This is a genomic window from Coprococcus sp. AM100_B19A (assembly GCF_027662015.1).
In the GTDB taxonomy this organism is placed as follows: domain Bacteria; phylum Bacillota; class Clostridia; order Lachnospirales; family Lachnospiraceae; genus Allocoprococcus; species Allocoprococcus comes.
This window is the reverse complement of the sequence record NZ_JAQDKN010000019.1, coordinates 40453-54274: the sequence shown is the minus strand read 5'-3', so window position 1 is coordinate 54274 and position 13822 is coordinate 40453. Positions and strand designations below refer to the sequence as shown.

Genomic DNA, 13822 nt, shown 5'->3' with positions numbered 1-13822 from the left:
TGCAATGATATGATGTATAATACATGGAAAGAGATTGCGGAGAGAGTTCCGGATTTTTCTATCATGACCAATTCGGTTGCCAACAATGGAAATCCGTTTGGTTCTGCTGATTATGCGAGAAACAGAAACAGAATTTTAAATACAGGAATTGATATCTGGGAGTATGAAGGCGGCTATTCTTACCACGGAAAAAGCATCCTGATTGATGATGATCTATCCGTAATAGGTTCCTTTAACATGGATATGAGAAGCACGTATCTGGATACGGAACTGATGCTTGTAATACGTAGCAAAGAGATTAATAAACAGTTGGAAGAAGGCATGATGGAATATGAAAGAGTGTCCCGACAGGTATTGGAAGATGGAACCTATCGTGATCCGTATCATGTAGAGCCAATTGAATTGACAAAGAAGCGTCAGAGAAACGTACTTTTGGTACAGCATCTGCTTGGATGGGCAAGGTATCTGTTTTAATAAGGAGGAAGGAAAACGTGTTTCAAATATTGATTGTAGAAGATGATAAAGAATTAAGCCAGCTATTCCAAAAAGTGCTTGAGAAGAATGGATATCAGGTCAAAAGTGCATCGGATGGAGCACTGGCATTAGAAATATTGGATAAAGAGTATATTGATCTGATCATTTCCGATATTATGATGCCGGTTATGGATGGTTATGAACTGGTGTCGGAACTCCGTTCAGCAGGATATCAGATACCGGTACTTATGATGAACTATACAAAGCACTGCAACAGAAAGGCTATCCGGACAGCCTTTGCAGGGAAATTGCTTATAAACAGATGAACACAGATTATACAGCAACAAGAATGCTCGGCTATCTGTACCGCATATCAGATCCGCGACCGGAAGATGTGGTGGATGAGATGCTGGCAATTCTAAGCGATCGGAATGCAATTATCCAGAAAAAAGAATTGGAACATGCGCAGGCAACGATCAATAAGGTGTATCGCGAAGGTCTGTAAAAGGTGATCAGATTAAATATACGGATGAAAACAGGGGAAAAGAAATGCTGAATGTAATAGAAATCAAAGACTTTAATGCGCCGGAATTGGATATTTATGCCAGGTACACAGAAGCACGGCTTCTGAATAAAGATCACCCAGAAGAGGGAATGTTCATTGCGGAAAGTCCGAAGGTGATCGGCAGAGCATTGGATGCGGGTTATGAGCCACTGTCTGTTCTTGTTGAAAAGAAGCAGATGGAAGAGAATGAAGAAACAAGTCAGATTATGAACAGATTTGATGATACGAAAGTATCGATTTTTACAGCGGATTTTGAGGTGCTGACTAAATTGACAGGCTTCAAACTGACCAGAGGAATGCTTTGCGCAATGAGACGGAAACCGCTTCGAAAATTTCAGGATCTGTGTGATGGGATAAACAGAATCGCGATTCTTGAAAATGTGCAGAATCCGACAAATGTAGGAGCAATTTTCCGGTCTGCAGCGGCTCTTAATATGGAGGCGGTACTTCTGAGTCCGGGATGCAGTGATCCGCTTTACAGACGGGCTTCCAGGGTGAGTATGGGAACCGTATTTCAGATTCCGTGGACATTTATCCGGGATAGCAATGAAATGCGGTGCAAGCGGGAAGTAATCTGGCCAAAACAGGCGATTGCAGAATTGAAAAAGCTTGGCTATAAGACGGCAGCACTTGCGCTGACTGATGATTCGGTCAGCATCGATGATTCGGAACTGATGAAGGAAGAAAAGTTGGCAGTTATTCTTGGAAATGAAGGTGAAGGACTGGAAAACGAGACAATAGCGTTATGTGATTATACGGTTAAAATTCCGATGACACATGGCGTTGATTCGCTGAATGTGGCAGCGGCGAGTGCGGTGGCATTCTGGCAGCTTGGGAAAATAATTCTGTAATGGTAACCGTATTGTATCAGATGACACGAAGGAGGAAAGAGATTTGACAGAACGTTTTCAGAAGATTGATGCAGCAATCGTAGAGTCGAATGCAAAAACGTAGAATTTACACCTTTGGAAGATATGATATTTTTACAGTACTGCTGTCAGAAGGAGATACAACCATAACATTATTGTGTGAAAGAGTAAATTCCACCGCCCAGTTTTGTAAATTGTTGAAAGAAATATATTGTTATATGATTACGTAAGTGATATACTTAAGCATAAGAAAATCGTGTAAAATTACAGTTTGCTTTTTACACGGTTTTCTTTATACTAGACGGTTAGTTAAAACTAACACGATGAAAGTATGAAAGATTATAGAATAACATATATTAGGTATTAGGCAATATAATCAATAAGCTATAGAACTAATACTATACCGCTGAAGATAATTATTTTTGCCAATGAATTTTTTCGAGCATATATGGAAGGAAAATATAATGCGAATAAATATTTTTGAAGGTATACTGATTCCGTTTGTTGGAACAACGCTAGGTGCAGCATGCGTGTTTTTTATGAGAAAAACACTTAGCAAGTTACTGCAACGTGCACTTGCAGGGTTTGCAGCAGGTATAATGGTTGCGGCTTCAATCTGGAGTCTTCTGATTCCGGCAATTAAACAATCTGAGAATATGGGAACTTTATCGTTTGTTCCTGCAGTTGCTGGGTTCTGGATTGGTATATTGTTTTTACTCGCACTTGATCATTTGATTCCGCATCTTCATGTTGGAAGTGATCAGGCAGAGGGACCGAAAAGCAAACTTGGCCGTACTACGATGATGGTGTTGGCAGTTACATTACATAACATCCCTGAAGGTATGGCAATTGGTGTAATGTATGCTGGATTTCTTGCTGAAAATGCACAGATTACAGCAACAAGTGCACTTGCTTTATCACTTGGAATTGCTATCCAGAATTTTCCAGAAGGAGCGATTATATCCATGCCGCTTAGGGCAGAGGGTGAAAGTAAGAGAAAGGCATTTCTGGGAGGTGTACTTTCAGGAGTCGTTGAACCGATTGGAGCAGTAATGACGATTTTTGTCGCACAGCTGGTAATCCCGGCATTACCATATTTACTCAGCTTTGCAGCAGGAGCCATGTTATATGTCGTGGTTGAAGAACTAATTCCGGAAATGTCTCAGGGACAGAACTCGAATATCGGTACGCTTTTCTTCGCACTTGGATTTAGTTTGATGATGATCTTGGATGTGGCACTGGGGTAAGAGGAGAGGAATGATTCTTATGAGAATATTGATTTATGGTGCGGGTGTGATCGGCTCCTTGTATGCAGCTTTATTTGCAGAAGCCGGTTATGATACAAGTATTTATGCCAGAGGAAAAAGATTTGAGGCTTTAAGAAATAATGGATTGCTATATAAGAAAAATCAGGAAGTAATAAAGGCAGAAATTAGGATTCTTGGAGAACTACCAAACGATGATATTTATGATTTTGTCTTGCTTACTGTCCGGGAAAACCAGCTGTATGAAGCACTTACTGAATTGAAAAATAATAAAAGTAATACGATTGTTACAATGATAAATTCACTGGACAGTTACAATAAATGGGAAAACATTGTTGGAAAAGGGAGAATATTACCGGCTTTTCCAGGAGCAGGCGGAAGTATAAATGATGATGGTATCCTTGATGCAGCACTCACTCCAAGGTTGATTCAGCCGACAACATTTGCAGAAATATCAGGAAATAAATCCGAAAGAACTAAGCAGTTTTCAGAGATATTGAGGCATGCTCATATACCATACCAGAAAGTAACGGATATGCATCTATGGCAGCTTTGTCATCTTGCTATGGTGGTACCGATTGCAGATGCGTATTATGAATCAGACGATCCAGAGAAAGTGGAAAAAGAATGGAAAATTATGAGGAAAACAGCGGAAAGGCTGAAAAGAAATTTTAACTTTTTGCGAAAACAAAAGGGTAAACTGTCACCATGGAAAATGAATATTTTTCGCTTTTTGCCATTGTCATTTCTGACGATTATGCTGGCAGTTACATTTGGAAGTAGTTTTGGAGATAAATTTATGTATCAACATGCTATGAAGGCACCAGATGAAATGAGGGAATTGCATAAGCAGTTTTATGCTTATATGAAAAGAATGAAGAAATGCGGATGCAAGGCGAAAAAGGTACTGTGATTGGAGAAAAAGCATGAAAAATGAAGAATATAAAAAATTGTCAATTAAAGAATTTACAAAAGCAGCAGGAAGATATGAAAGTAGCCATGCTGGTATTTACGAAATGTGCAAGAAGGATTATCCGGATATTCTGGAAGAATTAGAGAAGGAGCCATTTAGAGATTTATTGGATGCAGGCTGCGGACCTGCTCCGATGATTTCTTTATTAGCAGAAAAATATCCAGAACGACATTATACAGGACTGGATCTGACTCCTGCCATGATTGAACAGGCAAAAAAGAAAAATATTTCAAATGCAACATTTGTTGTAGGAGACTGTGAGAACTTTCCTTTTGAAAAGGATTCATTTGATGCAATTATTTGTTCTATGAGCTTCCATCATTATCCGGATCCACAGGCATTTTTTGACAGTGTGAAAAGATGTCTTCGCCCAAATGGAAGATTGATACTGAGAGATGTGACCAGTGACAATAAAGTATTGGTATGGCTAATGAATACATTGGAAATGCCGTTGGCAAATATATGCGGACATGGAGATGTCCAAGTGCCAACAAGAGATGTGGTCATAAAATGTTGCAAAAAAGCAGGATTAAAAGTAGAAAAATTTGAAATTCGTAAAGGTATGCGAATGCATTGTGTCGTGAGAAAACCTATGGGAAAGGCGATAGGAAATGAAAGATAAGTATCTTAGGGAAACACGAATGGTTGATTTTTCTAATCCGGCAATTCAAAAACTTATTCAAAATATGAAATGGAAGGAAATGGGTGAATTTGAAAGGATTAAGGCAATCTACAACTATGTAAGAGATGATGTTTTATTTGGATATAATATTGATGACGGAATTTCAGCTTCAAAAGTACTTGCAGATGGTTATGGACAATGTAATACAAAAGGAACTTTATTTATGGCACTTTTACGTGCCTGCAATATTCCATGCAGAGTACATGGTTTTACGATTGATAAAAGATTGCAGAAAGGGGCTATGACCGGGTTTGTTTACCGTAATGCTCCAAAAAGTATTTTCCATAGCTGGGTAGAAATTAATTTCGAAAATCAGTGGTACGAACTGGAAGCTTTCATTTTGGATAAAACCTACATAAAGAAGTTACAGGAACAAAATTCGGAATGTACAGGTGCATTTTGCGGTTATGGAGTAGCAGTCAAGGATTTCAGAAATCTCATTATTGAGTTTGATAGGAACAATACTTATATTCAGAGCGAGGGAATCAATCAGGATTTTGGTGTTTATGATTGTCCAGATGAACTATTGAAGGAACATCATCAAGAAATTTCAGCCTTTAAAGCATTTGCTTATAGACATATTGGAAGACACCTCATGAATCGTAATGTCAGAAAGATCAGAGAACGATAGTTTTAAGCTTTTAGATACCGTTGTCCGTATGAATGGTTTTCATGCATTTCCGGACAAGCAAAAAGCATTTCATGAAATATGGCGTGTTTTGAAACCGGGCGGCAATTTCATTGCCTGCTTTTATATCAGGGGAAAATCGCAACGGACAGACTGGCTGGTATAAGAGAAGGTACTGTTATTGCTGCCCTTCTGGTAGGCTTTATCGCCAGACTCATCGGTAAGAAACTTGCATTCCTGAAAGATATGATTTTCCCGGAAAGCGTATCTGCAGAAAACAAGAACGAAGCAAAAGAACAGACAGCAGGGACCACCGGATACACACCGGAATTCGTTAAGAAAAACGAGGAGATCATGACAAACAGCCTTCTTTATGATCTGGTCAATCAGATGTATCTGAATACAGACAGACAGGATGAAGCGCCGAAGGATAAAATTTTCGAGGCAGAATGCCAGGTTGTACGCAATCTTGCGAAAAAAGGCAATTGCGTGATAGTAGGCCGTTGTGCAGATTACGTTCTCAGAAATTCCGGAAACTGTTTGAAAGTATTTTTTTCAGCACCTCTTGTGAGCAGAATTAGAAGAGTGGCACAGAGACAGAATATCTCTGAGGGAGAAGCCAAAGCTACGGTTCAGAAAAATGAAAAACTGCGTGCAGATAACTATCGCTATTACACCCGACGTATGTGGGATGCAGCCGGAAACTTTGATCTCAGCCTGAATACAGATTTTGGAGAAGAATTTATTGAGAACTGCATCCGCAGTGCTATGAAACTGTAAAAATACAGAAAGCCTTATAATATTTGTTGTCAATGATATAGACCCTTAAGGAATCGTCAATCTAAACCCTCAAAAAGACATCCCCTCAAAAACTTTGATTACCCCCAAATTGGAAGGAAAGATAATATACATAATCATTTTCCACACCAACGATTCCTTTTTCCATTTCCGTGATAGGAATCCCTGACAGCCCGTCTTTTCCATAGATTAGAGCCATTAATCCCTGCTCAGAGTCTGAAGGGATAGCAGTCTTGCCTTCTATTGTCGAAGCTGAATGAATCTGAATCGGAATCTCCCCTTTTATCTGGCTTGCACTTCTGCCATAATATTCTCTGTTTTCTATATTTTCTAAAATAGGAAAATCCGTAGAATATTTTGCATAATCATCTGCTACAATTAATTTTACCTTAAAAGATTCAAAATCCGGCACAACAGCAATGACGCCTCTGGAAGGGGAATCGATTCCGTCATAGTCTAAATCAGCCACGTTACTTTTACTGATCAGTGTCCCAGACTGATATTCAGATACATAAATGGTGAGTGTTTTAAATTCATCTTTTGTAAAATAATGAAAAAGATATGCGCCGTCTGTTCCGGATAATAATTCTGCTGTTTTCATCTCAGGACTTGTCTGATCAACTGCGGTAATATAATTTTTTGGCTGTATCAGTTTGTGAAAGAATAAAGTGCCAAGGATCGCAGAGACAATTACTGCAAAAACAGTTACTACAGCAAGAATTGTTTTTAAATTTTTTTGTTTCTTTTTATTCTCTTTTGTAATCTGAATAAGATTGCTGTCTGATTTTTCAATTACATTTTCAGCACCGATATCTTCACCTGCAAGAAATTCATTAATGCTGATTCTAAGTATGCTGCACAATTCCATATAAATTGACACGTCCGGCAGGCATATGCCTCGTTCCCATTTAGAAACCGATTTGTCACTCATATTCAGTTTTTCTGCCAATTGCTTCTGCGTCAGTCCAAGAGCTTTTCTTTTTTCTGCAATATATTTTCCGATTTTGATTAAATCCATATAATTCACTCCCTTCTGTTTAATCTAAGCATAATATAAATTATAAGAAATGAACACCCCTTATGAGTAGAATGCGTTGAGTATTTGAGTTCTGGCTGAATTAGTGATAGATTAGGACGCAAGAGTTGATTGACGTTGGATAATGCTCCATAATATAATGAAAAGAATAAAAGGCAGATATCTATGCCTGGATAGATGGAGAAGAACCTATGGAGAAAAAAAGAGGAATTGATTCGTTTACACTACATATTCTGGCAATGCTATTTATGTTATGTGATCATTTGTGGGCGACACTATTTCCAGCACAGGAATGGATGACATGCGTAGGAAGACTTGCTTTTCCGATTTTCGCATTTATGATCGCAGAAGGATGCTATTATACTTCGAATGTGAAAAAATACATGCTGCGTCTTTTTCTATTTGCCATAATTTCAGAAATACCATTTAACCTGATTATGGGAAGTTCTGTATTTTACCCGTTTCATCAAAATGTACTATGGACCTTTTTGTTAGGGGTGTTATCGATACAGATCATTGAAAAGGCAAAGAAGAAACAAAAGAAATGGATATCGTTTTTTGTGGTTTGCCTCGTGCTTTTGATGGATTTTCTGCTTGGAACCATAACCATGGTAGATTACAATGCTGCAGGAATACTGACGGTATTGCTTTTTTATTTTTTTCGCAAGAAAACCTGGATTTCTTTTGCGGCACAGCTTGTCGGGCTGTATTATTTGAATGTAGTTATGCTGGGAAATCTGTATTATCCGGTAACGATTCTGGGACATCATTTTGAGATTGCACAGCAGAGCTTTGCACTGCTGGCACTGATTCCAATCTGGTTATATCATGGAGAGCAGGGGTACCATAGCAAGTGGTTCAAGTATTTCTGTTATGCGTTTTATCCGGTGCACCTTCTTATCTTGGTTGTTATTTGGCAATGGCGTATTCGGTAATAGATCAGCAGCGGAAATTCTTGATAAATTATTATAGAAAGTGATGGGGAAAAGAATGCAGACTTATACTTATGTTTCAAAAGGAAAATTTGAATTAATGGAAAAGCCAAAGCCTGTGCTGATGCATGAAAGAGATGCCATTGTAAAGGTGACACTTGCCAGCATTTGTTCCAGTGACCTGCACATTAAGCATGGAAGCGTTCCACGGGCAGTGCCGGGGATTACAGTCGGTCATGAGATGGTTGGAATTGTGGAAGAAGTCGGAACTGCTGTGAAGAATGTGAAGCCAGGAGACCGGGTGACGGTAAATGTAGAAACTTTTTGTGGAGAATGTTTTTTCTGCAAGAAAGGTTATGTGAATAACTGTACCGATGAAAATGGCGGCTGGGCTCTTGGATGCCGTATCGATGGCGGTCAGGCAGAATATGTCCGTGTACCATTTGCAGATCAGGGGCTGAATAAGATTCCGGATAAAGTTACGGACAGACAGGCGTTATTTGTAGGAGATGTACTTGCCACCGGTTACTGGGCAGCACGTATTTCCGAGATCACTGAGGATGACACGGTGCTGATCATTGGAGCCGGTCCTACAGGTATCTGTACCTTATTGTCTGTTATGCTGAAAAATCCGAAGCGGATCATCATGTGTGAAAAAGACGAAAAGCGTATGCACTTTATCAGGGAACATTATCCGGAAGTTCTTACAGTTTCGCCGGAAGAATGTTTTGATTTTGTTCAGGCAAACAGCGAGCATGGTGGAGCGGATGTTGTTCTTGAAGTTGCAGGAGCAGAATCTACTTTCCGTCTTGCATGGGAATGCGCAAGACCAAATGCAATCGTGACGGTGGTGGCACTTTACGATAAAGCCCAGACGTTACCTCTGCCGGATATGTATGGAAAGAATCTGACTTTTAAAACAGGAGGAGTAGACGGTTGTGATTGTGAAGAAACGCTGAGACTGATCGCGGAAGGTAAGATCAACACGGAACCACTGATCACACACACCTATCCACTTAGCAGAATCGAAGAAGCCTATGAACTTTTTGAAAATAAGAGGAACGGCGTGATCAAGGTGGCGGTAGAATGTTAAATATAATAGAAATAAAAGATGCCACAGAGTAAGATTTTAATGAAAGCGGTTGAATTTGATATATCAGAAATAGAATGAAAATTCATGTAGAAGACTTGATGTTATATCATTCAGCACCATCAAAACTTTCGGAAGCAACGTTGTGTTCACAGAACGCACCGACGAATCATGAAATGTACGATACAGCAAAGAAGCAGTATAATTTACTTCTTGATATAATTGATTTGTGTGCGATTTATTATTAAAGGTAAAGATATAGATGATGCCTGGGATGCAATATGATAGAATGGTTACAAGAAAAATTTGTAGGAATATAAAGATATGGAATTAAGATTATTACGCTATTTTTTAACAGTAGCAAAAGAACAGAGCTTTACAAGAGCAGCAGAACAATTGCATATTACCCAGCCAACGCTATCCAGACAAATGGCGGCATTTGAAGAGGACCTGGGAATAACATTATTTATTCGAAACGGGAAGAAAATATCGCTCACTGATGAAGGAATTTTATTAAAAAGGCGTGCCTTGGAGATTCTTAATCTTGAGGAAAGGACGCTTGAGGAACTGAAAGGAAAAGAAGAGGTTGTAGAGGGCACGATAACCATTGGATGCGGTGAATTTGCAGCAGTGGAGACATTGGCGAAGATATGTAAAACATATAAAGAAAAATATCCGCTGGTTCAGATTGTATTGCATACTGCAACAGCAGATGCAGTGTATGAGATGATGAACAAAGGACTTGTAGATATTGCATTATTCATGGAGCCGGTGGACACCGAAGGGCTGGATTATATCAGAATTACAGATTGCGATCACTGGTGTGTCGGAATGCGGCCGGATGATCCACTGGCAGAAAAAGAGTTTATAAAAAAAGAAGATCTTATTGGAAAGCCCTTGATCCTGCCGGAAAGAATGAACGTTCAAAGTGAACTTGCCAACTGGTTTGGGAAAGACTTTTCAAAATTACAGATTGCTTTTACGAGTAATCTTGGAACGAATGCCGGAGTTATGGCGGCAAATGGATTGGGGTATCCAATTTCAATTGAGGGTGCTGCAAAGTATTGGCGAGAGGATATTCTTGTACAGCGAAGAATTTCTCCTGAAATCACGACCAGTACGGTGATTGCCTGGCGACGGAATATCCCATATTCTTTGGCAGTCCGTAAAATGATCGAGGAGATTAATGCTTTTCAGGCATAAAACAAAATTCAATATAAGCATTAGACATAATGAAGCGATAGAGCTTAAAATAGATGTGTAAGATGAATGTAAATCTTATACATCTATTTTTTTGTGAAAAATACGTATAGAAAGGGGCTTTTTATTATGAGTAAAAAATTAGTGGCATTTTTCAGTGCAAGCGGAACAACAAAAAAAGTAGCACAGATGATCGCAGAGGAAGCAAAAGCGGATTTGTTTGAGATTGAGCCGAAAGTTCCATATACAAAGCTTGATCTTGACTGGATGAATAAAAAATCCAGAAGCAGTGTGGAAATGAGTGATAAAAAATATAGACCGGCGATTATGAAAAAAGAGATGGATATGAGTTCTTATGACGAGATCCTTCTGGGATTCCCTAAAATGGAGTACAGTTTATAGTAGTGTATAGCGTGTACCAAGTTATAATTATGGGGTTGAAAATAACAGTATACACAGATAATGTGGAAAAATGTGTATGACGTTTATATAGAAAATAACATTGAAAAAGAAATTCAAGAATGGGTAAATTCATTAAATTTAAAATAGAATAATAATTACATGAGTGACAGAAGATAAGAATCTGAATTCCCTGTCACTTTTATATTATTTGATAAGAAAAAAGAACTGGTTTATATCCGATAAGAATATAGACTGGTTCTTATTTTTTATATGCTATTATATACACAGGGAGTCGGGGAATGTCGAACTATAGCAAGCCGGAAAAGAAAGCATTGATATCGGTATGAAAGAGTTTTGCAAGTGCAACTAATTCAGATGCCTTAATGTTCATGCGATTTGTTTCCAGTTTGGCATAGGTACTTTTGGTGATGGAGATACCCATAAGATTTAATTTTGCAACTACTTGGTCTTGAGTCATATTGTTTTTATATCGAATTGCTTGGATATTTTTACCAATATCCATATCTGGTCTAATCTTTTGCATAATGATGAACTCCCCTTATAAAATAAAAAGTTTCGTAATACAGAAACATATATATTGATTCTAAAGAATTTAAATTTTATAATGTTTCGTAATAAGGAATTATTTTTAACAGGAAGAGGTAAAAGTATAATGGATGTGGAGATGGAAAAGAGAAAATTTTTAAATCTATGTGGCAAAAGAGATCGAGCATTATTGTCAGATGAAAAAAGAATGACATTGGGGGATATGGAACGATTGACATATCTGACAGAATTTTTTGAACTGGAGAACTATGGAATCGCCTTATGGAAAGAATTTGGTGATGATGTAAAAGAGCCATTTGAAGCGATGATGAAAATGTTAGATGAGCCGGAGTGCATAGAAGATCGATGGCTTGATGACGAAGCAAAAGGGGAAAAGTGGTTGTTAGAATTTCAGGAACTGGCATTAACGGAAGAATACAGGGAATGGATTCGAAATTATATTGATAAAAAATATGAAGAAAGAGGATTACCATATCCGACAGGAGCAGACTTCGATTAAGAGGTCTGCTTTTTTCTGGTCTTTTGGGAGGTGATAAGAGGTGGAAGTAAGTATTTATGAACTCTTGGCGGCAGCAAGAGAATCGGCTAAATCCGATTATATAAAAGGGGACAGCATTTTGTGTGAGAAGAGATTTCATCCAGATACCCATTACATGGTGGAAATGGAGCTGCTAGAAAATGATAACAGACTGGGAGAAAAGGGGAATTACATACGGAAGTTTCTGACAGAACCGGAGTATCTTCCCATTTTACAAAAGCAGGAAAAACATCTCATAAAAATAAAAAGACAGGCGATTGTTCAAAAAGAAAACTTGCGATATATCCCTCCCCCCGGACAGGCTGGACCGCCGCCGGGAGAGGGATATTTTATAACCGGCTGGGAAGGAACAGTAGTGTTCCTCTGGCGATAGTGGTATAAAAAAGCCAGATTTTCCGCAGGTTTTGGGACGCTGGAACATAGAAAAGTGTTCACGAATGGCACTTTTGCAACAATCCGTTGCAGCAGTGAAAGCATTTTTGACCTTACGTTAAACAGAAAAATGAAAGGGTGTGATTGTGATAATCATAGGAATTGATCATGGCTATTATGCAATAAAAACAAGACAAGTGTCTTTCCCAAGTGGAATTATTAGGTATGATTACGAGCCGTATACCATGCAGAATGTTCTGCAGTATCAGGGAAAGTATTACGTCTGTGGTACAGGGAGACAGACACTGGTAAAAAATAAAACGTCCAATGATAATTATTATCTGCTGACGTTGGCAGCCATTGCAGAAGAAATCAAGCATCGGAAAGCGGAACGAAAGACAGAGGTAATTCTGGCTGTCGGACTTCCGCTTTCAAGTTTTGGAAGAGAGAAACAGGGATTCAGGGAGTATCTGTTGCGGAAAGAGCAGCCAGTGCGATTTTTATATGAAAGTGAGTTATATGAGATAACAATAAAAGATGTGAAACTGTTCCCACAGGGATACTCTGCGCTTGCTCTGCATCCAGAGTATCTGAAGAATGAACCGTCTGTTCTGCTTGTTGATATTGGCGGCTGGACCGTTGACCTTATGAGGCTGGACAATGCTGTTCCGAATGCAGCAACGTGCAGGAGTCTGGAGCTTGGAGTGATCCGATGCATTGATGAAACAGCAGAGCAAGTGCGTAGAAATACCGGACTGTCTGTGACAGAAACTCAGATTGAGCGTGTGCTTCGAGGGGAATCTTGCAGTATGGCAGAAGAGGCCAGACGGATCATACAGGAGAACGGACGTAGATATATAGAAAGAATACTGTCTGCGGTAACAGAAGCTGGATTTGATCTCCGGGCAGTACCAACCGTATTTATGGGTGGAGGCTCTGCAATTTTAAAACGCCACGTGACCGCACAGGACGCGATTTGCCGCCCTGTTTTTATAGAGGACGTCCATGCCAACGCAACAGGGTATGAACGGATTGTACAGCAGATGTGGGCGAGATGACACGCCCTGTGTATTCGTTCCGCCCGAATCTGAAAAAACCAGAACACCAAAGGGCATGGGAGAAATTTCAAAGTGTTCCAGAAGGGCAGAAAAGCCAGTATCTGGTTCAGGCAATTCTGGAAAAAGAGGATCGGAAATGGATGGAAGAAGTCATTCAAAAGACGATAAAAGAAAGTGTTCGGGAATTAGGAATATGTGGCACTACGGAACAATTGAAAACGAAACCATCATCGGAAGAAATACCAGATCAGATGATGGATTTTCTATCTCAAATGGAAAATTTGTAAAGGGGGTGAGGCCTATGATTGCACGATACATACATTGTTGGATCTGCTAGGGGTAAGGCAAGAAATGCATCGATATCTTTGGTGGG

Annotated in this window: 19 protein-coding genes and 2 pseudogenes; 19 read left to right on the top strand and 2 right to left on the bottom strand. The window is 39.2% G+C overall.

From position 1 onward, the window contains the following. From PGQ33_RS14970 to PGQ33_RS14930, 10 genes and pseudogenes are all read left to right on the top strand, one after another. Nucleotides 1-474: phospholipase D-like domain-containing protein (locus tag PGQ33_RS14970; RefSeq protein ID WP_270205994.1), on the top strand; the 474-nt coding region annotated here is incomplete at its 5' end. After that, nucleotides 453-728: pseudogene (locus PGQ33_RS14965) on the top strand (response regulator transcription factor); the annotation flags it as partial. The gene PGQ33_RS14970 and the pseudogene PGQ33_RS14965, both read left to right, overlap by 22 nt. Beyond that, on the top strand, nt 704-979 hold the full coding sequence (locus PGQ33_RS14960) for a hypothetical protein (protein WP_270205995.1): 276 nt from the start codon (nt 704-706) through the stop codon (nt 977-979). The pseudogene PGQ33_RS14965 and the gene PGQ33_RS14960, both read left to right, overlap by 25 nt. 44 nt (nt 980-1023) lie before the next feature. Continuing rightward, complete coding sequence (locus PGQ33_RS14955; protein WP_008369093.1) at nt 1024-1890, top strand: TrmH family RNA methyltransferase; 867 nt, start codon at nt 1024-1026, stop codon at nt 1888-1890. Nucleotides 1891-2372: 482 nt separating this feature from the next. Then, entirely contained in the window at nt 2373-3155 is a 783-nt protein-coding gene (locus tag PGQ33_RS14950; protein WP_270205993.1) for a ZIP family metal transporter, read from the top strand. 19 nt (nt 3156-3174) lie between these two features. After that, nucleotides 3175-4086 (top strand): ketopantoate reductase family protein, encoded by a 912-nt coding sequence (locus PGQ33_RS14945; RefSeq protein WP_117834902.1) that lies wholly within the window; start codon nt 3175-3177, stop codon nt 4084-4086. 13 nt (nt 4087-4099) lie between these two features. After that, on the top strand, nt 4100-4768 hold the full coding sequence (locus PGQ33_RS14940; protein WP_270205992.1) for a class I SAM-dependent methyltransferase: 669 nt from the start codon (nt 4100-4102) through the stop codon (nt 4766-4768). Then, nucleotides 4758-5459 carry a transglutaminase-like domain-containing protein gene (locus PGQ33_RS14935; protein ID WP_015527132.1) on the top strand — a complete coding sequence of 234 codons (702 nt, stop codon included), beginning with the start codon at nt 4758-4760 and terminating at the stop codon, nt 5457-5459. Before PGQ33_RS14940 ends, PGQ33_RS14935 begins: the two co-directional genes overlap by 11 nt. Then, nucleotides 5434-5622: a class I SAM-dependent methyltransferase gene (locus tag PGQ33_RS17070; protein ID WP_334294811.1), complete on the top strand. Its 189-nt coding sequence runs from the start codon at nt 5434-5436 to the stop codon at nt 5620-5622. Before PGQ33_RS14935 ends, PGQ33_RS17070 begins: the two co-directional genes overlap by 26 nt. Beyond that, complete coding sequence (locus PGQ33_RS14930) at nt 5538-6236, top strand: cytidylate kinase-like family protein (RefSeq protein WP_270205991.1); 699 nt, start codon at nt 5538-5540, stop codon at nt 6234-6236. Before PGQ33_RS17070 ends, PGQ33_RS14930 begins: the two co-directional genes overlap by 85 nt. Before the next feature lie 85 nt (nt 6237-6321). Here the strand turns inward: PGQ33_RS14930 and PGQ33_RS14925 are convergent, their stop codons facing one another. Beyond that, nucleotides 6322-7272 carry a helix-turn-helix domain-containing protein gene (locus tag PGQ33_RS14925; protein ID WP_270205990.1) on the bottom strand — a complete coding sequence of 317 codons (951 nt, stop codon included), beginning with the start codon at nt 7270-7272 and terminating at the stop codon, nt 6322-6324. A gap of 209 nt (nt 7273-7481) precedes the next feature. Here PGQ33_RS14925 and PGQ33_RS14920 point away from each other — a divergent pair, with 209 nt between their 5' ends. From PGQ33_RS14920 to PGQ33_RS14900, 5 genes and pseudogenes are all read left to right on the top strand, one after another. Beyond that, nucleotides 7482-8225, top strand: coding sequence for a TraX family protein (locus PGQ33_RS14920; RefSeq protein WP_008369111.1), 744 nt, complete (start codon nt 7482-7484; stop codon nt 8223-8225). Nucleotides 8226-8280: 55 nt separating this feature from the next. Continuing rightward, nucleotides 8281-9315, top strand: coding sequence for an alcohol dehydrogenase (locus PGQ33_RS14915; RefSeq protein WP_044998576.1), 1035 nt, complete (start codon nt 8281-8283; stop codon nt 9313-9315). Nucleotides 9316-9389: 74 nt separating this feature from the next. Further along, nucleotides 9390-9560 (top strand): hypothetical protein, encoded by a 171-nt coding sequence (locus PGQ33_RS14910; protein ID WP_270205989.1) that lies wholly within the window; start codon nt 9390-9392, stop codon nt 9558-9560. A gap of 76 nt (nt 9561-9636) precedes the next feature. Continuing rightward, nucleotides 9637-10515, top strand: coding sequence for a LysR family transcriptional regulator (locus PGQ33_RS14905; RefSeq protein ID WP_270205988.1), 879 nt, complete (start codon nt 9637-9639; stop codon nt 10513-10515). A gap of 126 nt (nt 10516-10641) precedes the next feature. Continuing rightward, nucleotides 10642-10893 (top strand): annotated as a pseudogene (locus PGQ33_RS14900) (flavodoxin); the annotation flags it as partial. A gap of 328 nt (nt 10894-11221) precedes the next feature. Here PGQ33_RS14900 and PGQ33_RS14895 read toward each other — a convergent pair. Then, nucleotides 11222-11458 carry a helix-turn-helix domain-containing protein gene (locus PGQ33_RS14895; protein ID WP_005341369.1) on the bottom strand — a complete coding sequence of 79 codons (237 nt, stop codon included), beginning with the start codon at nt 11456-11458 and terminating at the stop codon, nt 11222-11224. Between the two features lie 225 nt (nt 11459-11683). Between PGQ33_RS14895 and PGQ33_RS14890 the strand changes: the two genes are divergently transcribed. The 4 genes from PGQ33_RS14890 (at nt 11684) to PGQ33_RS14875 (ending at nt 13736) form a co-directional block, all read left to right on the top strand. Next, complete coding sequence (locus PGQ33_RS14890; protein WP_227084812.1) at nt 11684-11980, top strand: hypothetical protein; 297 nt, start codon at nt 11684-11686, stop codon at nt 11978-11980. 40 nt (nt 11981-12020) lie between these two features. Beyond that, complete coding sequence (locus PGQ33_RS14885) at nt 12021-12392, top strand: DUF5720 family protein (protein WP_233543001.1); 372 nt, start codon at nt 12021-12023, stop codon at nt 12390-12392. A gap of 148 nt (nt 12393-12540) precedes the next feature. Beyond that, nucleotides 12541-13449 (top strand): ParM/StbA family protein, encoded by a 909-nt coding sequence (locus tag PGQ33_RS14880; RefSeq protein ID WP_158575437.1) that lies wholly within the window; start codon nt 12541-12543, stop codon nt 13447-13449. After that, nucleotides 13446-13736 carry a plasmid segregation centromere-binding protein ParR gene (locus PGQ33_RS14875; RefSeq protein WP_117980787.1) on the top strand — a complete coding sequence of 97 codons (291 nt, stop codon included), beginning with the start codon at nt 13446-13448 and terminating at the stop codon, nt 13734-13736. The genes PGQ33_RS14880 and PGQ33_RS14875 overlap by 4 nt, the downstream gene beginning before the upstream one ends. Nucleotides 13737-13822: the final 86 nt, after the last annotated feature.